Raw genomic sequence first — 22,742 nt, 5'->3', positions numbered from 1 at the left:
GTCAGCCACGGTTCCGGTGCAATATCCGAAGCTTTACCCGTTGGCTGATGAGTCGACCCCAGATATTTGGTCTAGATGGATCATTAGTGTTCGCCCTCGACCCGCTTCAACTCAACCAAACGGCGATTGTAGGCATCGATCGTTTCCTTTCGCCGCAGCATCCCCAGCAGCTTGCCGGGTTGCTCCGGATCGATCACCGGCAATTCGTCCAAGTTCATCGACGTAAAACGTTTGAGCGCCGTATTCAAGTTGTCTTGCGGAGCGACGGCGATGAAGTTGCTGATCATCACGTCTTCTGCGTTGACCAGTTTCCACAACGTGTCGTCGTACAGGTAGGCACGCACATCTTCGTCACTAAAAATCCCAATCATCTTGCCTTCTGAATCGACAACCGGAAAGTAATGCTGGTTGGTGTAAGCAAGCCCGTGGACAATGTCATCGAGTGTCATGCCTTCGGAAATGACCACCAGACGAGGGTCATGCCGAAATATATCCTGAACCTGTAAGCCCTCGAGGACGTCGACAATAAAATCACCGCGGTGAGCCCGCGAGTCCATCCGCGTCGGCACCTGCTTTTCGTATAGATTGAAGCGGCGACAGGTAAAGAACGTCAGCGTCGAGACCAGCATCGTCGGTAAGAGCAAGCCATAGTCCCCGGTCAACGCACGCACCATGATGATGGTTGAAATCGGTGCTCGGGCCACCCCGGCAAAGAACCCTGCCATCCCGACAACGGCGAATGCTTCTGGCTCGCTGACCAAACTGGGGACGATCGCTTGGAAGGTCAGCCCGACGGCCGCACCGACACAACCGCCGATCACCATTGAAGGACCAAACACACCGCCGGCACCACCGGAGCTGATCGTCAGTGCGGCGGTGACCGACTTGCCGATAGCGATCACCAACAACAACGGAATCCCCATCTGCCCGGCGGCGGTCACGGCAACTTGAAGCGATCCATAGCCAGTACCAAGCACACCAAGAATTCGCTCGTCGCCTTGAAATAGCTTAAGCAATCCGATCGCGGTCAAGCCGGCTAGCCCCGCGCCAATCGCCGGGCGGACGTGCGGGGGAAGCGGCATTCGTTCGAACAAGCCGCGGGTTCCACGAAGGATTCCCGCATACCCGATCGCCATGATGGTCAGGATGATCGCCAAGATGGCATACGGAATTAACTCCAAAGGCGTGCTGAAGAGGTGCTGAAGATCCTCGCCAAACAACGGCACAAAACGCGAGTCCGGCGGAAGCGATTGCGTGTAAAGACTGTACGCGATCACCGAAGCGGCGGATGCCGGTAGGATCACGTCGGCTTCCAAGTCGGCGTCGCTGTAGAGAATTTCGCCTGCAAAGATCGCTCCGGCCAAGGGAGCACGAAAGATCGCGCCCACACCGGCCCCCATCCCGGCGGCAAGCAAAATACGCCGTTCGCGGTGCGAGAGCTTCAGTTGCGTGCTGATCGCTGAGGCAAACCCGGCACAGATCTGCGCGATCGGGCCTTCACGACCTCCCGAACCACCGGTCCCAAGCGTGATCGCCGAAGCAAGTGTTTTGACGAAAGGGATTCGCGCCTGGATGCGTCCTTGGCGATTATGAAATGCGTCAAGCGCCGCATCCGTTCCGGCACCGGCCGCTTCCGGCGCGAAGGTATAAACCAAGATCCCACTGACCAACCCACCGGCGGTCATGATCGCCACGATCCACCAAGGTGAAAACGGCGCGGTCGGCCCGCCGAGCATGTGCTCAAATCGGGTGTGCTCTCCTAACGCTTCGGGAGGCGCATAGCCGGCGACGTGCACCAACGTCAGTCGAACGACAAGCTGCCCGAGTACATCAAAAGCAATCGCGCCCAAACCCGACGTGACACCGACAACGGTCGCCAAGATGATCCACTTGGCCGATGTCTGAAATCCAAACGCGGAGTTGAGTCGTCGTAGCGTGCGCACCTGAGGAAATTCGATTGCCCGGGTCAAGTCGGCTGGTTTGCGGTGAATCTACACCGCGGCCGGTGACACGCAATGGCAACCGCACACTTGTGACCGAATCGGCACACCGGAAGTCACCATCGGACTGGGTTGCGTTCCCCCAGTGGTTGGTGACGCCTGAATTAAAGTATCGATGAAGCACTAGGCGGTTCGGCTCACGTACTCGGATCGTGAGCGCTAACGCATCGATTTGGGCCGCACGACATCTTTGGCTAGCCCGACCATTTCCAACATCCGAATGATTCGCCAGGACATGTCGAACTCCCACCAACGATGACCGTGGGCTGCCGCACGTGGCTCAGCATGATGGTTATTGTGCCAGCCTTCGCCGTGCGAAAGCAACGCGACCAACCAGTTGTTCCGGCTCGCGTCCCGGGTTTCATAGTTTCGATAACCGAAGACGTGCGCGAGTGAATTGACAGCCCAAGTGCCATGGAGCACAAAGACGGTGCGAACCGCAACTCCCCAGACAAAGTAGCTGGCCGCGTATCGAATCGCCTCGCCGCTGCCGCCCACAAGATAGCCGACGAGTGCTCCGATCGCAGTGATCACTGCGGCATGAGTGAGGTAAACAAAGAACCATCGTCCGCGGCGTTCGAGCCCGAGGTAAAAACGATCACGAAGCAGGTCGCGAACATAGCGTTCATAATGACTCGTCCGGTCAAAATCGCGATGTCGGATGATCACCCAGCCGACGTGCCCCCACAAAAAGCTAACCAGCGGCGAGTGCGGATCGTCTTGTTTATCGCTGTGCTGGTGATGCATGCGATGAATCGCAACCCAACGTGCCGGCGAATCCTGCAGGTTACACATCCCCAGGATCGCAAAGGTGTGTTCGAGCCATTTGGGGCAAGAAAACCCCCGGTGCGTCAGCAAACGGTGGTACCCGATCGTGATCCCCATCATGCCAAACACGAAATGCCCGGCGATACCGATGATCAATCCAGACCAGGTAAACAGCCATGGCACGATCGCAAACGCGGCAATGAGGTGGACGACCGAGAGGACGATCACGTACTGCCAAAGCACCCGGGTGGGCCGCGTCTTTTCGGGCGGTGGCAACCGCTGCGAATCATCGCTAGCAATCGCTGCCGTGGCAGGCTTTACGGTGGGCGATTCCCCTACCGAGGATGAGCGACTCTCGGGTGGACTTGCGGTCGCGCCCGTAGAATCGGAGTCTGCGGGTGCCGAACGCGTGGGTGCGTTGCTTGATTGCATGGTCACGACAGGATTGTAGGAAGAGTGGCGCCAGCGGGTTAACCAACAGACGGCGAACGATGTTGTAGGCTAATCACGGTTGCGGGTGTGAGGCCAATCTTGGGGGCAAGAATGGCGACTTCAAGGGCAGATTTGCAATTGGGCCGGGGCTCGGTCGGAAACCGTGGCTAACGCCATTCGGCTGATCCTAAAATCAAAGGTTGACGAAGCACTAGCTAACACGGTCGCCGCGCATAAAAAAATCGCCTCTCGCATAGGCAAGAGGCGATCGAATGATTGATCATCGGTCAAGCAGACTACTTCTTTTTCTTGTCGTCTTCGGCTTTCTTGACCTTCTTCTTTTTCTTCAGCGAAACCTTCATGACGCGCGTCTTCGGCATGCCGAGTACGTCGTCTGATTCGTTGAACTTTTCTTGCCGTTGCAACTGGGCGATCCGCTCGGCACGGGTCAGCACGTTTCGCGTCTTGATCGCCCCGGCACGTACCTTCAGGCTGCGATCGAGCGTCATGGTAGGTTTCCTTTGGGCAGTTGAATTGGAAGAACGAATTCCCAGGGTGCAAAAGCTGCGAGTCCAGGAATTTGCTGTGTTCGTCTTTGGGAAGGTCGCGAAGGATACGACGTCGCGACCGAATCTGCAAGGTTATCGGGCCATTTTGCGAGGATAAACAGCGGTTTTTGCTGCCGCCATCGATTTCCGCGAAAGTCAGCGTCCGATCCACCACGCATTCTTCGTGGCGGCCCACCGATTCTAGCGGCTCGCCGCGTCGTCAACATTTAAAATAGAGTTTGCCGATTGGCATCGGCTACCGTTTCGGTGCAGAAACCGGGGCTTGCGCCCGTCGGCGGATGAGTCGCCCCCGATCATTTTGCCTAGACGGAGCATTGGCCGCTCGCGAGCCCGCGCCGCAAACCGCTGTCAGGATTTTTTCAAATAGCCGGCGCTGGTTTGAAAATATTTTCTCCGGCGGACGGCCCCCTGGTTGGCTGCGTCGGCAGCGCCGCGAAGGTCTTCCAGGTTTGCGGCGCAGTAGCGACAACCGACCGTGCTTAGGTGAAACTCAAGGTACCCCGAGTGGTCATCGGGAAGTGTCCCCAGCAGGTACTGCCCCCATTCTTCGCGACTCGGACACGACAGCCGCTTTCGCTGCCAGATCGCCGCTAGGGAGTGCAACCCCGCCGACTCTCGGCCGCTGACGGCGACGAGACGCTCGCGCAACCGCTTGTCATCACGAAGCTGGGTCTCCAGTTCTGCAGAGCGTTCCTGGGAGAGTGATTCGTCGAGAAATGCGGTGAGTTCGGCATCGGAAAAGTCAGGCATCAGAAATCACTCAAACGTTAGCATTCAGTGTCGTCTTCGCTACGTCGTGTTCGCCACCCGACCGCTCACCATAATCCTGCGTTACTCCGCCAGTGATTCGTCAACACCTGAATCGGTCAGCAATCCGGGCTAAACTCCGTCGGCTGATGAGTCAAACCTGAACATCGTATCCAGACAGAGCACTAGGCGACGTCGCGTGCCAAGCATAGCGTGACGTTTTGCCCACCGAATCCGAAGCTATTATTGAGAGCGTAAGGAATCTCGGCCGGCCGAGCCTCGTTGGGAACGTAGTCCAAATCGCACGCGGGATCGGGATTTTCGTAGTTGATCGTTGGCGGCAGCACGCTGTCACGCATCGCCAGCAAACAAACGATCATCTCCGTCACACCGGCGGCAGCGATCAGGTGTCCCATCATGCTCTTCGTACTGCTGACGGGAACCTTGGCGGCGTTCTCGCCAAAAACTTCTTTGCAGGCCAGGGTTTCGACTTTGTCGTTGACCAGAGTGCTGGTTCCGTGGGCGTTGACATAGCGAATGTCGGATGGTTGCAACCCTGCATCGGCGATCGACATTCGCATCGCGGCGATACCGCCGTGTCCGTCGGGTGGAATATCGGTGATCCGGTACGCGTCGGCTGTCGTTCCGTAGCCGGCGATTTCACCGTAGATCGTTGCACCGCGTTTGCGAGCACTTTCGAGCTCTTCGAGCACGACCATCGCCGATCCTTCGCCAAGGACAAATCCATTGCGAAGCCGGTCGAAAGGTCGACTCGCCTTCGTCGGCTCGTCATTGCTCTCGCTCAATGCCGTCAACAGGTTAAAGCCTGTCACGCCGAAGGGGTGAATCATGCTGTGCGTTCCGCCGGCTAGCATGACGTCAGCATCACCGCGACGGATGATTTCGGTTGCTTCTCCTACTGCTTGGCTGCTTGCCGCGCAAGCGGTCAAACAGTTCAGGTTTGGCCCCTGCGCGTTGAACATCGTCGCCAAATGTGCGGCGGGCATGTTCGGCTCTTGCTCCAACTCCTTTGCCGGGTCGAGCAACTCCAGGCCTTTGGCGATGAACTTGGAAGCATCGAATTCACCATCGGCAATCGCGGCGGTCATCATCCTACTAAACGTGATGAAGTCTTGATTACCTTCGCCGCTTCCGAGGTAAATCCCAAACCGAGTTGGATCGGTGATCACGCTTTCAACGCCGCTATCGTTGACCGCCTGCTTTGCCGCCCCAATGGCGAACTTGGTGTGGCGACCGAGCTGATCGGTGCCACCAAGAGGATGGTCGCTGTCGGTCAATTCCCAGTCCTTGACCTCGGCACTGATCTTGGTCGGAAATCCGCTGGCGTCGAACAGCGTGGTGTAACCGACGCCGCTTTGTCCGGCTTGCAGCCCCTGCCAAACGGTCTTGGCATCATGCCCCATCGGGTTGATCATTCCAATGCCGGTAACGACGACGCGACGACGGTCCATAACGGTGCGACCTTTCCAGGATTGAGGAGGCTGATGCAAAAGAAGCCAAGCGTGATTGATTCAATCAGACGCGGCCGAACCGATCAGTCGACCGATTCGAGCTTGTCATAGTTTGGGAAGCGATTCCCATTTTTGTCGACGGCGACGGTGAAGAACTTCATGATCTGAAGCATCCCTTTCAAATCATCGGGATCATACAGCGGCCCATCGACGACGGTGCCTTCTTCTAGGAAGGCGAACATCAAATCGATTTCCGCTTGCAGCTTTCCATCACAGTGACTGGTGCCGGTAACGGTCCCGCCGTTGTCTTGGAGTTTGTCAAGCTTGACGTGGTAGTGCAACGTGTCGCCGTTAATCGCCGGTTGGTGGTAAGTTGCCCTACCGACTTTGGCGAGCACGACGCGTTTGTCAAAGAGAAAGGTTTCCGCCACCAGGATTCCTCCGAGTTGGGCCATCCCTTCGATGATCAGGGTTGGCGGCAACATCGGGTAACCGGGGCAATATTCGTCAATGACTTCCGCGTCCAAGCAGACATTCTTGATGCCCGCGGCATGCGAGCCACTGACGAATTCGGTGAACCGATCGACCCAGAACCAACGCATTTAGGCGTTCACCTTAGTGGCAACGTAACGGCACAGGTCGCCGACGGTTAGCAGGTTGCCAAAGTTCTGGACTTTGGGATCCGCTTTGAAATCGTCCAAGTTGGCCCAAGGCATCCGTCGCTCAAGTTCCGCCAGGCCATCGGCGGTCACGGTGCCGTCTTGGACGTACTGGCTGTTGGTCAAAATGTCTTCGGGCGACAACTCTTCACGAGGGATCGTGATATCGAAGGCCTTTTCCAGTTTGAAAACGATGTCCAAAAAGTCGATCGATTCGGCGCCCAAGTCGCCCACAAGCGTTGCGTCCTGGGTGACTTCGTCTTCGTCAACGCCCAATGCGTCTTGAAGAGCTTCGTTGACCTTGGCGAAAATTTCTTCTTCTGTCAGTGCCATCTTGATGTTTCCTAGAAGGGGTAATGGATTGAATGTCGGCGACGCCTGGGTTTGCTTCCACCGAATGGTTCGGCGGCGTTTGACGAGCCGGTGATTAAGTGAGTTGTCCGATCTGAAAATTAAGTGGTCGGTGTATTTTCCACCGAATCGTCGAGCAGTTCGGTGCCGTAAAGCCTGTGAAACTGCTTGCGGACGCGTACTCTGACATCGTCGTCTGTACCAATCTCGGCAGGCTCGTTGCTACCCGAACGCTCGAGAATTAGCCGCGCTGTGACAGTGTTGCGCCCGTTTTTTTCCCCGGTTGCTTTCACCGTGATCAGGCCATCGGATTCCTTGATCACTTCGGCAGTCACCCTCAACGTTTGGTCGGGAGCCAAAAAGTCGCCAAATTTGACGTTGCGAACCTCACGCAGCAGCACGATGGCTTGACCAAAGTCGTCGCCGGTGCGGATCATCCAAACCGCCGCTTGATGCAAGGCTTCGAGCATCATCACCCCCGGCATGACCGGAAAACGCGGGAAGTGATCCTTCAAGTACTCCTCGTCACCACGCAACGTCCTCTCGGCAACGATTCGTTTGCCGGGATCGAGGGTTAAAATGCGATCGAGTTGACGATATTTCATGAGGACTCGGTGCGTGAAACTCGGGTGCCGATCAGATAAAGGCGTTCCTGGGGGTTATCGGCAACCGCAAGGACAACCGATTCGACAAAGTTTACGTTTTTTAGACGACACAAAATACTGGTCTACTCCAACTCTCTCAACCACGGCTCTCGTAACGTTCGCCAGGCAAACTCGATTTTGCCCCCCAGACCTGCTAGACTGGTCCGCTAGACATGGGAGGGTCAACGCAGCACCCGCACCCATTAGTGCTGCCGCAACGCTACTTCGCCCGCCGCTGACCATCCTGATTGCATCGCTCCTCCGACCCGAGGCCCCGCCTTTCGATGCGAATACCATCTTTACAATGCATTCTTACAGCGTTGATCGCTCCGGCTCTCGCGTTGGTCATTGCACTGGAATTGGCATTTTCGTGCGGTCCCATCGCCAGGGCATTCGAGCCCGGATCGGTTGAATTCTTCGAACAAAAGATCCGTCCCGTTTTGGCGGAACACTGCTACGAGTGCCACAGCGAGGACGCCGATCACGTGGGGGGATCGCTGTGGCTCGATTCTGCAGAAATGATGCGAGACGGCGGCGATAGCGGGCCGGCGATCGAACCTGGCGACGCGACCGCCAGCGTGCTGATTTCCGCCCTGCGTTATGAATCGAGCGAAATGCCGCCAAGCGGAAAACTTGCCGATGACGTGATCGACGACTTCGTCCGCTGGATCGACGCCGGCGCTATCGATCCCCGCACGGGCAACCGCCCCGCCCCAGCGACATCGATGTCAATCGACCTGGACGAAGGGCGAAAATTCTGGGCGTTTCGGCCGCTCGAAGACACGACGCAAAATGAATCCGGTCGCCGAGACCGTCGTTCGATCAGCGAAATGATCGACACAGAAGTCCGCAAACAGCTTGATGCTGCGGCGCTAGTCGCTCGCCCTCCCGCACCGCCGCAGCAGCGACTGCGTCGTCTGGCGTTCGATCTGACCGGGTTGCCGCCGAGCGATGCGATCCGCCAACGCTGGCTCGACTCTCCGACCGACGAAACCTGGGAAGCAATCGTTGACGAATTGATCGATTCCCGCGCGTTCGCACAGCAATGGGCGCGGCACTGGATGGACGTCGCTCGTTACGCCGATAGCAACGGCAGCGACTTCAATGCGACCTATCACGACGCTTGGAGGTACCGTAACTACTTGATCGAGTCATTCGACCAAGATCGTCCACTCGACCAACTGATCCGCCAGCACGTCGCCGGCGACTTGCTGCCCGCAGAGTCTGATGGTGATCGTCACGACAACCTGGTTGCGACGACGTTTCTCATGCTCGGGCCTAAAATGCTTAGCGAACGTGACAAGCCCAAGCTGGTCATGGACGTCGTCGACGATCAGATCGATACGCTCGGACGAGCGTTTCTGGGACTGACACTCGGTTGCGCCCGCTGTCACGATCACAAGTTCGATCCGATCCCGATGCGGGACTACTACGCTCTGGCCGGGATCTTCAAAAGCACCCAATCTCTTAACGGCGAATCACAGCAATACGTCAGCGATTTTAACCGGGTCGAGTTGCCGGTCAGCGCGTCTCACCAACAACAACTTGACGACTATCAAAACAGCAAGACGCGGCTCCAACGGCAACTCAAGGAGGCCAAAGAAAATCTCAAGAAAGCCGAAAGCGAACGCACGGCGGGCTTCCTAGTCGATGACGTCGATGCCGAAAAAACAGGAACATGGGTCGAGTCAACCTACACGAAGGGGTTCATCGGCAAAGGCTATTCGCACGACGACAATGCGAACAAAGGCGACTGCTCGATCACGTTTCGGCGACGTTTGCCAAAATCAGGCAACTACACCGTCCGCTTCGCTTACAACACCAGCGGCAACCGTGCTGCCAACGTGCCGGTGACTATCGATACCGCTGATGGTCAGAAACAAATCTCTGTATCGCAAAACAAATCGCTGACCGGCCCGCCTTGGAAAACGCTTGGTACCTTCCGTTTTGATCAAAACTTAGACGCCATCGTGCGTCTGACCAATCATGGAACGAGTGGTTACGTGATTGCCGATGCGGTCGAGTTTGTCCCGGTCGACGACACATCGAATAAAGACAGCCAGAAAACAGAGCAACGCATCGCCATCGCTAAAGGCGATGTCCGAGCGATCGAACGTCAACTCAAGGAGCTAGACGCGACAAAGCCTCCCCCCATCCCGGTTGCGATGGCACCTGCCGATCGCCCGACTGATCAAATCGGTGATTGTCCGTTGCACATTCGCGGCGAGGTACGCAACCTTGGCGACATTGTCCCGCGAGGGTTTCTGCAAGTTTGCTCGGCGGGCGATGCGACGATCGAATCCCCCCTCGGCAGCGGCCGTTTGGAACTCGCCCATTGGTTAACAGACCCCGACAACCCGCTGGTCGCACGCGTGATGGTCAATCGGTTGTGGGCCAAAGTGTTCGGCGAAGGCATCGTGCGGACGGTTGATAACTTCGGTCAACGCGGCGAGCGTCCTTCGCACCCTGCTCTGCTTGATGCCTTGGCAATCGAGTTGATGCGAAGCGGCTGGCGGGCAAAACCAATGATTCGGCAGATGGTGCTTTCCAAGACTTACTCACGCAGCAGCGAATACCACGAACCAAGCGCCCAGACAGACCCCGAAAATCGATGGCTTTGGCGGGCGCATCGCAAGCGTATTCCCGCCGAAGCGATTCGCGATTCAATGTTGGTTGCCGCGGGCAGATTGACCGATCAAGAACCCACCGCTCCGGTCGCCGACAAAGGCGTCTTGGTCACCAAGAACAACGCCTCAACCAAAGAAGTCGTCTCGGGAATCGATCAACCGATCCGGACGGTCTATTTGCCCGTCATTCGTAGCAACATCGATCCCTTGCTGCGTTCCTTGGACATTGCTGATCCCGACCTGTTGGTGGGCAAGCGTCCGGTGACCAACGTTCCAGGTCAAACCCTGGTATTGCTTAACAGTGAGTACGTCAACGCATGGGCAATGCAAACGGCCGACCGAATCGCCAGCGACCATGACGCCTGGGATGATCAAATCGCCGCCGCGTATCAGGTCTGCCTATCACGCGAGGTCACCGTCGCCGACCGTGATGCGATCGAGCACTACCTGGGAGGCTTGGCGGGGTCTGAATCATTCGCCGAGGCCGATTCACCCGATCGACAACTCCGGCAGCTTCGCGATGTCGTCGCGGCACTCTTCGCTTCCACCGAATTCCGTTTACTGGACTGATTTGATGAACGATCAACGAACACTGAACCTTGATCGGCGCGAGTGGATGTCGCGGTCGACACTGGCACTGGGATCGGTTGCCGTGACGGCGATGTCCGGCGGTGTTGGCAACGCTTCGGCGATCAAGGGCCAAGAAGAGTTGCACCCTCAGGCGCGGGCCAAACGTGTCATCTTTTTGTTCATGCATGGCGGCCCAAGTCATGTCGATACGTTCGACTACAAACCGGAACTTGCCAAACACGACGGGAAAGACCTGCCTTTTGAACTTCCCCCTAACATCAGCGCGAAACCGAAGCTGATGAACGGGCCATGGAAATTTTCTAAGCACGGTCAGTCAGGACTTTGGGTTAGCGACCTATTGCCCGAGATGGCAAAGATCGCCGATTCACTTTGCGTGATCCGCAGTATGCACACCCGTGGCCAATCCCATGGGCAAGCGGTCGGCATGATCAACACCGGCAGCGATAACTTCGTCCGGCCGAGCGTCGGAGCGTGGCTCAGTTACGCGCTCGGCAGCGGGCACCCGGACCTTCCGGCCCATGTCGCGATCGGTCCCGCCACCGCTCACGGCGGCCCTCGCAACTATGGTGCGGCGTTCCTTCCGGCACTTCATCAAGCGACCGCGATCGGAAGCAACGGCAAGCCCGGTTCGGGGAAAATCCCCTATCTCAACGGAAGCCTAGAAGACGACACGCTTAATCGACGGTTTCAACTACTCCAGTCGATGAACCACCGACACTTATCCCGATCGGGTCCCGATCGCGAGATCGAAGGGGCAATCGCCGCCGTCGACTTGGCCCGACGAATGCGAACCGCGGCCCCAGACGTGTTTGACCTCGAACGCGAAACGCAGTCGACGCGGCATGCGTATGGAATTGGTGAAAAGGCGACCGACCAGTTCGGACGAAGTTGTTTACTGGCGCGCCGACTGGCCGAAGCCGGCGTTCGGTTCATCACCGTTTCCAGCGGCCAGGTTTGGGATCAACACGGCAACCTAAAATCGGGGCACCAGAAAAACGCTTTGGCAACCGACCGCCCCGTTGCCGCACTGATCGAAGACCTCAAACAACGCGGACTCTGGGACGACACACTGATCGTTTGGGGCGGGGAATTTGGCCGCACGCCAGTAGTTCAGGGCAGCAACGGCCGCGATCACAACCCGCAAGGATTCAGCGTCGTTCTTTCAGGCGGTGGCAGCAAACCTGGATTCGCGTACGGCAATACCGATGAATTCGGATACTACGCTCGTGAAGACCGCGTTCACATGCATGACCTGCACGCAACGATGTTACACCTGATGGGCGTCGACCATACCAAACTCACCTATCGTTATGCGGGACGCGACTTTCGCCTGACCGACGTGCACGGCAAAGTTGTCGACGGCGTCTTAGCATAACGGTGGTCAAGCCCCAGGCAGACGGCGGTTACTTGGGGCGTTGCTCCCGGACGGTCCCGGTCGTAGAAAGCATACGAATATAGGTCCTGAGTCCGACAGCGTATCATCAATCGCGAATGAAACCGACGTGGATTGGTTAAAACAGCGCCGATTGAAAACCTGCCGTAAGGTCATCGGTATCATCTTCGTCATCAAGACTGGATTGCAATTCGCTTGCGGCCACGGCCTCGCCTTCGGAAGGATTCGAGGAAAATTGCCTGCCGATTTCAATGATGACCGCCAAGGCATCGCGTGCACTAATCAGCCCATCTGCGTTGGTGTCGAGTCGTTGCATGGCAGTCAGCCGTATTGCGGCTTCGCTTTCGGCGTCATCACGAACCAGCGGTTGCAATTCGTTGGTCGACACGCTGCCATAGAGCGCCAGGAAATTGATCACGCGCAACGCATCTAGTGGCGTCACGGCTCCGTTGGCATCGGTGTCGGTTGGAAGAACCCCCGCGACCGAAAGTGTCAGACTTCCAAAGTCGACTTCGAACGGCGAAACCACATCGTTTCGACCTCGCAACAGCAATTCGGCATGGAACGATTCGGCCGGATCGAGTTGCAACCGAACCTCGCCTCCGGCAACCGCTCGGACGCCAAAACGAACGATTGGCTGGGTGGCATTGCCGGGATGCTCGATGAGAACTTCGATCGCTTGAAATTCATCGATGGACGTCAGTGGGCTGTCATCCCCAATGGGATCCCAGTCACCGAGGGCTTCGATCTCACCGGTCAATTCCAGATTGGCGGCCGGGAGCGGTAGATCAAATGCAACACCAAACACTCCTGCGCCAAACTGACGTGTGTCCTTTGCGGAGACTTCGATAAAGAACTCGTCTCCCGTTTGAAGCTGCTCGATGGGATCGCCATTTCGATCGACAACGCGCATCGATAGCTCCATCATCGTCTCGATCTGTCGGGTATCGAGCCGAACAATGTTCCCATCGAAGTCGGCGGCATACCGCAACAGCTCGCCATCGACATTTAATTCAACGATCACACCGAATCGTCCGCCCAGTTCATTCGCCACGCCGTTCTCCATGACTTCTGGCATCATGACTTCGGTGTAGGCGACGACGCGTCCCAAAGAGAGCTGCGCTGGATCGATTTCGAGGTTCTCTGCGGCATGTCGCAACACGTCGTTGCGAACCGCCGCGATCTCTTGATCATCAAACTGAACCAGATTCAGTGTGACGCTGGCAGTCGATACAGAGCGAGCTTGTTGGACGACGTACGAAAAACTGAACTCGCCTTCGGATTCCAGCAACTCGCCCGACAACCGCAACTGACCTTGGTCGTTCAGAGAAACGCCGGCTGGCGCATTGATCAGCTCGGTGATCTGAACGGGCGCAATCCACGTGGGCGTTTCGAAAACATCGTTGCTCAGTACGTTCAGATACGGGAACTGCCAGTCAACGTTTTGTGTGATGATATCATCGACCGCGTGCGGGGCGGCGAACGGTTGACCGATCGGGTACGTAGTCGGACTCGTCAGGGCGTCCCAACGAAATTCTTTCATTTGATCGAGTTGGAGGACGACCAATCGCTCGTCGTTCACGTCCAATTCGTTAGCCCCGATCACAGCGACACGAGCGGATTCGGTCATCTGTTGTGACGATCCAACTTCGATGACCGAAAAGAAGTGAGTCCGAGTTTCGAGCGAAAAGTCAGTCCATTGCAACAGCGTCGGTTCCGCTTGACCGTCCAGGAATATTGCCGCGGCGTCCGATTCGAGTGTGACTTCAGAGACCTCGCCGTTCTCGATAACGGAGATCAAAGATACCTTCGTTTGTCCGGGCTGGCTTATTCCACCGTTGTTGTTGGCTGGATAGTCGCGTCGGGCGACGGCGAATAGGTGGCCGCTGATCGATTCGACAGCCAATCCCGAACTTGAAAAACTTTGAACGTTCGAGCGGAGCTGTACGCGTTGGATGCGACTGGCAGAGTTGATATCGATAGTCTGGTCCGTGTCGACGACGTAGACTTCGTTGGCCCCCGATTCGATGACGACGGCGGATGGATTGACGTCATAGTCCACCATCGTGCTTTGCAGATCGACGTTCAGCGATTCGAACACCGACAACGCGTCCTGAGTTGTGTCAATTAAGTTCACAATCAGGCGCCGCGTCCCGCTTGCGTTCTGGTCAACCGCGTGATCGACGACCGATACGGTAACGGCCGTCTGACCGTCTTGGTCAAAGTGAATGCTAGTCTTCGCGGACGCGTTGATCACAATGCTGTCGTCTCGAACGACCAAGTCATCTTCAGCACGATAGCGTACTAATTCGCGATAGTCTGAATTGTCCCCCGTGAGTGTCGGCGTCCGCTCAAGAATTAATAGCTGGTCGTCGACGATGGCATTTTCAACGACCGGACCTCCGATTCCGCCCCTCGCGATGACCTCCAAGGAGTCCTCCGACAGATCGAAAAGGTGAACAGAGTAGGGCGTCTCCGGGTACGCCACCGTTTGGCCGGAATCGAGATCACCGAGTGACACTAAATTTGCAGTTGTGATGGCCAAACGGTCGCCGTCGATTACCGACGAAACATAGGGGCCTGTTAGGTTGGTCACCGTACGATCGAGCAACTGACCCCGATCGACGCTCATGACAAGCGTTTCGGGATTCTCGGGCAGAGTCGCTGGCGTGATCTCTTTCGAACCAATGATCAACAGCATCTGATCGGTCCACAAGACTCGATCGGGTCGAAAGTTCAAGTCAATCGACCCGGTTGACTCCAGTTCCCCCGCGTCATTTCGCTGGAAAACGAACGCCGTCGCTAGCGGGGCGTTCGCCGCAGGAGCTGGGGCGTTTAGCCCCGGACGGTAAAACGCGGCGACGTTCAACCGAATCGCCACCAGTTGGTCGCCATCTTCCTCTACCCAATCCGACGCCGAATCCGGTTGAGCGAACGCGAATGGGTTGCCGAACAGTTCCTGACTTGCGTGGGTCGCGTCCGCCCCTGCGGTCAAAGCAACGGGGACAGAGACGACGGACGCCCCTGCGTTAGTCGCGAATTCGCCGGAAAGGAAGTCACCAGCGAGAAGCTGGCGCCGTTCCAAACTCTCGTGCTTGGGGAGGCGAGGATTCATCGGTGTTCCAGTCAGAAAAGCGGGGAATGCGTTCGCCGAGTTTTGGGCCAAACGGTTGGAGTCATCCCCCTATCGCTTGGTTCCCGTCGACATCACCAATGTAGTCGAATTCCCAGTTTTTGGGATGCAGAATCGAGAATGCTCTACCGATCGAGCCCAAGCACCAATCGCGGTGGATCGCGGGAACTGTCCTCTTTAGAGGCGAGGCTGACCTGTTCATTCCCCCGGCTACCGGTGAGAATCAGTGTGGCCGTTTTGTTTTGGTTGGCTGCAAGGAATTCCGCCAACGCAGGATCGGAAATGACAATCTCGCGGGTCGCCGGAGTCACGGTCGCCGACCCGAGTTTGGGCAGTTCGTCCAGCCCGGCGGCCGAAATCGAATTTGACCAGACAATTTTTCCCTCCGGCCAGATATCGCTGACCGGGTCATTCAAGCCGAACAGCTGAACCGTCGCTTCATCCTCGACCGGCTCGATCAGACTCAGTCGGACGGCGGCCTTCTTCACCGGCAAGCGATTGTTTTCCTGTTGCCGGTTTCGCGGACGGCCTGAACGTTGTTGACCGGCCTGTCCGCCGCCGATCGAAGCCAATGGGAACCGTAGATAGATGTGTTGAATTTGCCGATCGTTCCGCGTTTGAATGACAAGGTTTAATTTCTCGCCCAGCGGATCATTCACGCTTCCACCACGACGAACTGTCGTATCGGCACCGAGTTCGTCTTTGGTGGTGATCGTAACGATCCGAAGGTCGGCGTCCGAAGCGGTGTCGGACTTCGATTCGGGAGTCTGCATTGGTTTGGCTGTCGGTTCAGCCGAAGGCTTTGCCCTCGCCGGTTCGGCTGGTTTACTCACCGGAAGCACGGTCAGGATCACACGGTCGGCGACGCCTAGATCTCGAACACGATTCAAGTTCGAAATCCCTACTTGAACGAACGGCCGTTGCCCTGCCACCGAATTGTCGATCTCGTATTCGTAACGCAATCGTTTGGGTTGCGGTGCCGACCAGGCGTTGCCGGAACTGAGCCGATCGAGTTCGAAGTGAGTCTCTTTGCCCTGGTCGTCGACAAATCCCAATACAACGAGAAAGTCCGATACGCCTTTGCCTTCGCCGCCGACGTGTAATCCCACACGAAATCGGTCGCCTGTGTTGGCGCGATAGTCGGCCGGTTGGCTGGTTAATATCACTTCGCTGCGTTTTCCGGCGAATGCGTAAACGTTACCGTCAATTTCACGGGCCTTCCCGTTCTTGAGCCAACCTCCCGAGGAGCCTATGCGTTCGATCTTCCAGCCAGGGATTTCGCCCGCAGCGGATGCGTTGCCCTGCTCGAACGAACCGTTGCCATTATTGTCGTTGATCAAGTAACGAACCCCTTTCCCACCGAGACTCTGCACGTCACTGGGACTCACCTTGGTGACGCTGATTGACGCAAAGGTCTTGGCGTTCGTTTTAGGTTTTGCGCCGGCCGATGGGCCACCACCTAGCTTGGCGTTGCCGGCCTTCGATCCGGCGCGATTGCCCGGTTGATCCTTGCTCTGGGCCTTCGGTTTTTCCGTGGGTGCAGCTTTGTGTTTCGCAGATGCGTTGGTGCTGCGTGGTTGCGAGTTTGCCGCCGCGTTGCCGTCCGCCGTTTCGGTTACGACAGTCGCGTCTTGCTGACGTGCGATGGCGCTTGACGCAGTGAAATAGACGACCAAGGGGATCGTGATCAGCAGCAGCACCGCCACGGCAGCGACGGCGATCATCACGATCTGCGACGTCGATAACCCAGCCCCTGATTTTGCCCGGCCGGCTTTGGATGCCTGAGACGCGGCGCTAGCAACAGCCGCACTCGGGGCAGGCGGAGTGGCAGCGGCGAAAACTGGATTCGCACCGGTACCGGAAGCGGACGCCCCGACCGGTAGCGAAGCCGCGGCAATGGAAGCCGGCGGCAACGAATCGGGCAATGCTTCGAATGGATTCGGTGTCGACTCGTTCGCCGCCGGCACGTCGGATTGTTTTTTACTGACCGCTTGCTCAAGCCCCGCTTGCAACTGGCTAATCGCCTGGGCCATCTCAGACTTCGATTCGCATTCCTTTTCGACATCGTCCAACGACGCCTCCAATTGACGTGCATCGTCGTAACGATCACGCGGCTCCTTTGCCATCAGCTTTTCAATCAATTCCGCCAATGGCTGTGGGATTTTGTCATTTCGTTCGCGTACCGGTACGGGATGATGCGCCAGGATCGCGATCAATTGCTCAGCAACTGACTTGCTCTTCAGTGGCAACTTTCCGGTGGCAAGTTCATACAGCACGACGCCGGTCGAGTACAAATCGCTACGGTCATCAAGCGGCTCGCTACGTGCCTGTTCGGGAGACAGATACCCCGGGGTCCCGACGACGGCCCCGCGACCGGAAAGTTGGTCGACCGGCGTTTGAGCGAGCGCGAGTCCGAAATCCAGAATCTTGATCCGATTCGTTTTCGTGTCGAGCCAAATATTCGCGGGCTTGATGTCACGGTGAACAATGCCGCGCTGGTGAGCGGCAGCTAGGCCGCGCGCCATGTCGCGTGCAAAGTCGATGATGCGATGAAAGTCTGGTTCTCCATGCGTTTCACGGTAATCTTCCAACGTCGACCCTTCGAGCAATTCCATTGCCATGAAGGGCGTGCCTTTGTATTCACCGACTTCAAAAATGGTCGCAACATTATCGTGATGGACGGCCGCCATCGTCCGCGCCTCGCTGATGAACCGCTTGCGACTGCCCGGCGTGGCGGCAATCTTCTGGTTCATGACTTTCAGTGCGACCTGGCGTTTCAACTTGTTGTCTTCGGCGAGGAACACGTATCCCATGCCACCTTTTCCGAGTTCACGAATGACCCGGTAGTGGGCGAGTGTTCCGAGATCGCCCGAGCCGTCTTTGGGGGGATCCAGAAAATCGTGCTGGGTGGCGGTGCCTGACATGACGTATGAAATGCCCGAACCGGGCGGCCTGAATAAAGATGAAAAGCGGCGGATCGGCGTCTTCACCGAACCCACACGCAGTATATCAGGTCTGCCCACTGTTGCTTGACGGAACGTCAGCACACAAAAAGCGAGGAAAACCCGGTTTTCGGTGAACAATTTTTCCGTTTCAGCCGGGGTGGGGAATCTGAGCCAACAGGGATTGACTCCCCCTCCGTTTCGCCATCATTCTTTCGCTTCCGGCCGACCTCTTTCGTTTGGAGGGGCCGTCAACCATTCCACATAAGGATTTGATCTGATCATGAGCCAATCGAGTTCTGGCCCAGCCGCTTCCGACGCCGCTCCCCTTCCATCGGTCACCGTTCGGCTGCCCGACGGCGTGACCCAAACCCATCCCGGTCACACCACTTCGATGGACATCGCGACGGGAATCAGCGAAGGGTTGGCGCGCGCGGTTGTCGCGGCGGACGTGAACGGGAAAGTGATCGATGCCGATCGGCCCCTGGGCGAAATCGCAGCCGAATTAGGCGCTGGCGGAAATGACGCTGGCAAGCCTTCCGACGGCGAACTCGATCTGCGTTTGCTGACCAATCGTGACCAAGAAGCCCTCGATGTTTTGCGGCACAGTGCCGCGCACGTGATGGCCCGCGCCGTCATGCGGCTTTACGACGGCGTTTCGTTGGCGTTCGGGCCAACCACCGAAGGCGGCTTCTACTACGACTTCGATCTCGATGTCCCGGTCCGCGAAGAGGACTTCCCGAAGATCGAAGCGGAAATGAAAAAGATCATCAAGGAGAAGGAGCCTTTCGAACGCTTTGTGCTCGACCGCGACGAAGCTCGCAAGCTGTGCGATGATCTCGATCAGGACCTCAAGGTTGAACACATCGACACCGGCTTGTCGGAACACTCCACCGTCAGCTTTTATCGTCAGGGCGAGTTCGTCGACCTGTGTCGCGGCCCCCACATTCCCGATGCCGGCAAGATCAAAGCGATCAAGCTGATGAGCGTCGCCGGTTCGCACTGGAAAGGTGATGTTAAGAATCGACCATTGCAGCGACTGTATGGCACCGCGTTCTTTGACAAAAAAGAACTGAAGCAATACCTCCACCAACTCGAAGAAGCCAAACGCCGTGACCACCGCGTACTGGGCAAGCAACACGGCCTATTCGCGATCAACCCCGACGAAGTCGGCCAAGGCTTGTGTCTGTGGCTTCCGAAGGGTGCCCGTGTTCGCGTTACCCTAGAGGACTTCCTCCGCAAGGAACTGCTGCAGCGCGGTTACGATCCGGTTTACAGCCCGCACATCGGCCGAGTCGAGCTCTACGAAACCAGCGGACACTTCCCGTACTATCGGGACAGTCAATTCGCGCCACTGTTCGGCACCGAAGTTGGCGGACTCCTGGACGCATGGAGCAACCGACTCGAAGACGGCTCGCTCGACAAAGACGGCGAAGACAAATTGATGGCTGCCGTCGAAGCACTTGGCGTTGAACTTCCCGAATACAAGTTATCGATGAAGGTCGATGATAAACGCCGCGTCCTTCACGATTGGCAGCTCGCCAACGAGCGTTACCTGCTCAAACCGATGAATTGCCCCCATCACTGTCACATCTTCAAAGCCCAAGCGCGGTCGTATCGCCAATTGCCGCTGCGATTGTTCGAATTCGGAACCGTCTATCGGCACGAACAAACCGGCGAACTGAACGGGATGCTCCGTGTTCGTGGCTTAACCCAAGACGACGCGCATATCTTCTGCACGTCCGATCAAGTCGAGGAAGAATTTCGAGCGACGATCGAGCTGACCAAGTTTGTGCTTCAGTCGGTGGGCCTGGATGACTATCGTGTCCAACTTTCGCTGCGTGACCCCGACAGCAGCAAGTACGTTGGTAGCGAAGAGCAATGGGATGCCGCCGAAGGAGCCCTGCGTGGTGTGCTCGAACAGAGTGGCATGAATTTCAACGAGGAACCCGGCGAAGCTGCGTTCTACGGACCGAAGGCAGACTTCATGGTGCGAGACTGTATCGGTCGTTCCTGGCAGCTCGGCACGGTGCAGCTAGATTACAATCTGCCCGAACGATTTAAGTTGGAATATAACGGAACCGACAACCAACCCCATCGTCCGGTGATGATTCACCGCGCCCCATTCGGATCGCTGGAACGATTCACCGGAATGCTGATCGAGCACTTCGCCGGCGCGTTCCCCATGTGGCTCTCGCCCGAACAAGTTCGTGTTCTGCCGCTAAGCGACAAGTCACTCGAATATGCAGTCGCGGTGGCCAAACAGTTGGACGAGGCAGGACTCAAAGTCACCGTCGATTCCACCGGCGGAAAGGTACAAGCGAAGATCCGTAATGCCCAACTGGACTTGGTCAACTACATGGCCGTTGTCGGTCCAAAGGAGGCGGAGACGGGACAGATCGCCCTGCGAGACCGAATCGACGGCGACCTGGGATCGATGCCAACCGCCGAAGCGATCGCGAGGTTGACCGAAGAGGTGAAGCAACGAACGGTTCGCCAAGCGGTCAAAGCCGACGCCTGATCGGTTTGGTCAAGTGAAACGATGGTTGCGTCGCAATGATGATCACGTTTGCCAGAGCGTGGTGACCGCGTCGCAACCACGCTGTTCGTTATTCACTTGTGCTTCGTCAGCATCTGATATTAGGATTAGCCGCATGGCGTTAGCCACGGTTTCGGTGCGATAACCGCGGCTAACGCTGTCGGTTGGTGAGCCTGTCCCAGATTGTGATCTAGACGGAGCCCCCTTCGAGATTTAGAGAGCCGCGTCGGTCATCTCGCTTTCGCTGCTAGGGCGAATCGATTCGAAGTAAGTTCGAACAGTTTCGCGGACACCCATGGGGAGCGGTTCGTTATCGAGGACCGCTTCGGCTTCGCGACGAAACTGGTCGTACTTACCTTTGTAAGCTCGAGCGGCAGCTTGCTCGCCTTCGGGAGCTTGCATGACTTCCGTTTCGCTCGGTCCTTCACCCTGGACGCCTTTGAGCTGTTCTTCCCGGCGGTTGCTAGCGAGGTTCGTCGCGTTGTCTCCGGTCGGTTGTCCGCTCGAAGCCTGGCCTGCTTTCTGGCTCGGCGAATTAGACTTCTTCGCGATGTTGCTTTGGCAATTTCCACGGCATTGGCCTTTGCACTGGGAAAGCCGATTCAACTGACAAGCCATGCATTGCCCCATCTTTTTACACTGACCTGCTTTCTTGCATTCGCTGGACAGTTTGGAGAGACATTTTTTGCACTCCGACATGTTCTTGCTATCGAGGCCTTCGGCGAGCTCTTTGATCGAGTCGCTCAGCTCGCCAATTTGGCCGGGATTCAACTTAGCGGTCATCTTCTTCAAGTTGTCGGCCACGGCGCGGCGTTGCTTGTCACCGATCTTCGACGGATCGATTGCTTTTAGCTCTTCGCTCGCTTTTTCGTAATCTTCCGACTCCATTGCCTTGGCGGCTTGTTGCATTTCGCTTGAAGGCTTCATTGCTGCGGCCAACGCATTCATCATTTCGCTGGTCATCTCAATCTTCAGTGCGTCACGCGCCTCGGCCAACGCCTGTTCCATCTCTGATAGCGTCGCCATCAAGTCGCTTTCTTCGAACGCGTCCTCTTCCATCTCATCGACCTTCTCCTTGAGTTCTTCGAGAAGCTTTTCGATTTCAGGGTCTTCGGTTTCCTTGGCGAGCTCTTCAAGCTCGGGCAGCATCGTTTGCCGTAGGTCCGTGGACTGTTCGCTCGCAAGCGGAAGCACGTTTTTTGCATCAGCTTCGGGAGCGTTGCCACTTGAAATGATCGCGATGCACAAGGCCGCCGCGACCAAGCCGGTCGCCCAACGCATCGATTGATTCCAAGGTCGCAGCGCAACACACGACTTGGCGTCAACTTGTTCGAGGTGCCGGTGTGCTTCTTCGAGTTGTAATCGCTTGCCGGGATCATTCTGCTGTTTCGAGCGAATGAATTCCAAACTGGTCACCGAGCGGTCTTTGAGTCCAAAATGTTCGTCGATCAACCGTGCGGCAGCGGTATCGCTACGGCTGCGCATTGCCCCGACGACTAAACCGACAATGCCGCCGATGGCAACGATCCATAGCGGGGTTTGCCACGAGGCTTGCTCTAAGACCCAAGGTTGAATCAAGGCAACGACCAACGCGAGCGCTGATCCGCCGAGTAGTCCGAACGAGCCGCCTTCGATCATCGACGCGACCCAAAGCCGTCGACGGACCTGGCCGGTGAGGCGAAAAACAGTCTGTGACTGAGCATTTTCAACATCGCTTTTCATAAGTGCCTCGCTGCGATTGGCAGGTGACGCGAAAGTACCGATCCAAACAAAAACAGTGCCCTGACAAACAATGTCCTGACAATACCACCACGCACGACAATGTCACCTCGCATTTTCAGTCGCCCTGCGATTTGAGCGACCATAGCAAAGTCA

14 protein-coding genes are annotated in these 22,742 nt (G+C 56.9%); 3 read left to right on the top strand and 11 right to left on the bottom strand.

Translation table 11 applies throughout. The features are described from left to right. Positions 1–83: 83 nt before the first annotated feature. The 8 genes from FYC48_RS18870 to FYC48_RS18835 form a co-directional block, all read right to left on the bottom strand. A complete protein-coding gene (locus tag FYC48_RS18870) occupies positions 84–1,943 on the bottom strand; it encodes a chloride channel protein (protein WP_149498347.1) in 1,860 nt (619 codons plus the stop codon). Positions 1,944–2,159: 216 nt separating this feature from the next. Continuing rightward, entirely contained in the window at positions 2,160–3,200 is a 1,041-nt protein-coding gene (locus FYC48_RS18865; RefSeq protein WP_149498346.1) for an acyl-CoA desaturase, read from the bottom strand. A gap of 296 nt (positions 3,201–3,496) precedes the next feature. After that, entirely contained in the window at positions 3,497–3,709 is a 213-nt protein-coding gene (locus FYC48_RS18860; protein WP_149498345.1) for a small basic protein, read from the bottom strand. 408 nt (positions 3,710–4,117) lie between these two features. Further along, positions 4,118–4,519: a hypothetical protein gene (locus tag FYC48_RS18855; RefSeq protein WP_149498344.1), complete on the bottom strand. Its 402-nt coding sequence runs from the start codon at positions 4,517–4,519 to the stop codon at positions 4,118–4,120. A gap of 182 nt (positions 4,520–4,701) precedes the next feature. Beyond that, complete coding sequence (locus FYC48_RS18850; protein ID WP_149498343.1) at positions 4,702–5,988, bottom strand: beta-ketoacyl-[acyl-carrier-protein] synthase family protein; 1,287 nt, start codon at positions 5,986–5,988, stop codon at positions 4,702–4,704. Between the two features lie 83 nt (positions 5,989–6,071). Next, positions 6,072–6,590, bottom strand: a complete 519-nt coding sequence (locus FYC48_RS18845; RefSeq protein WP_149498342.1) for a 3-hydroxyacyl-ACP dehydratase FabZ family protein — start codon at positions 6,588–6,590, stop codon at positions 6,072–6,074. After that, complete coding sequence (locus FYC48_RS18840) at positions 6,591–6,980, bottom strand: acyl carrier protein (RefSeq protein WP_149498341.1); 390 nt, start codon at positions 6,978–6,980, stop codon at positions 6,591–6,593. 119 nt (positions 6,981–7,099) lie between these two features. Next, positions 7,100–7,603: a 3-hydroxyacyl-ACP dehydratase FabZ family protein gene (locus FYC48_RS18835; RefSeq protein WP_149498340.1), complete on the bottom strand. Its 504-nt coding sequence runs from the start codon at positions 7,601–7,603 to the stop codon at positions 7,100–7,102. A gap of 323 nt (positions 7,604–7,926) precedes the next feature. Here FYC48_RS18835 and FYC48_RS18830 point away from each other — a divergent pair, with 323 nt between their 5' ends. Both FYC48_RS18830 and FYC48_RS18825 read left to right on the top strand, forming a co-directional pair. Beyond that, on the top strand, positions 7,927–10,839 hold the full coding sequence (locus tag FYC48_RS18830; protein ID WP_149498339.1) for a DUF1553 domain-containing protein: 2,913 nt from the start codon (positions 7,927–7,929) through the stop codon (positions 10,837–10,839). Positions 10,840–10,843: 4 nt separating this feature from the next. Continuing rightward, complete coding sequence (locus FYC48_RS18825) at positions 10,844–12,235, top strand: DUF1501 domain-containing protein (protein ID WP_235034328.1); 1,392 nt, start codon at positions 10,844–10,846, stop codon at positions 12,233–12,235. 136 nt (positions 12,236–12,371) lie between these two features. Here FYC48_RS18825 and FYC48_RS18820 read toward each other — a convergent pair whose 3' ends face one another. Both FYC48_RS18820 and FYC48_RS18815 read right to left on the bottom strand, forming a co-directional pair. Then, entirely contained in the window at positions 12,372–15,368 is a 2,997-nt protein-coding gene (locus tag FYC48_RS18820; RefSeq protein WP_149498338.1) for a dockerin type I domain-containing protein, read from the bottom strand. A 143-nt stretch (positions 15,369–15,511) separates the two neighbouring features. Then, positions 15,512–18,310 (bottom strand): serine/threonine protein kinase, encoded by a 2,799-nt coding sequence (locus tag FYC48_RS18815; RefSeq protein WP_149498337.1) that lies wholly within the window; start codon positions 18,308–18,310, stop codon positions 15,512–15,514. Positions 18,311–18,611: 301 nt separating this feature from the next. On the opposite strand from FYC48_RS18815, the gene thrS reads away from it, so the two are divergent. Continuing rightward, on the top strand, positions 18,612–20,849 hold the full coding sequence (thrS, locus tag FYC48_RS18810) for a threonine--tRNA ligase (RefSeq protein ID WP_149498336.1): 2,238 nt from the start codon (positions 18,612–18,614) through the stop codon (positions 20,847–20,849). A gap of 231 nt (positions 20,850–21,080) precedes the next feature. Here thrS and FYC48_RS18805 read toward each other — a convergent pair whose 3' ends face one another. After that, positions 21,081–22,589 (bottom strand): hypothetical protein, encoded by a 1,509-nt coding sequence (locus FYC48_RS18805; protein ID WP_149498335.1) that lies wholly within the window; start codon positions 22,587–22,589, stop codon positions 21,081–21,083. Between the last annotated feature and the right edge of the window lie 153 nt (positions 22,590–22,742).

It is taken from the genome of Roseiconus lacunae (assembly GCF_008312935.1).
Classification (GTDB): domain Bacteria; phylum Planctomycetota; class Planctomycetia; order Pirellulales; family Pirellulaceae; genus Stieleria; species Stieleria lacunae.
The sequence above is the reverse complement of the archived record's forward strand: the minus strand, read 5'-3'. Positions and strand labels throughout refer to the sequence as shown.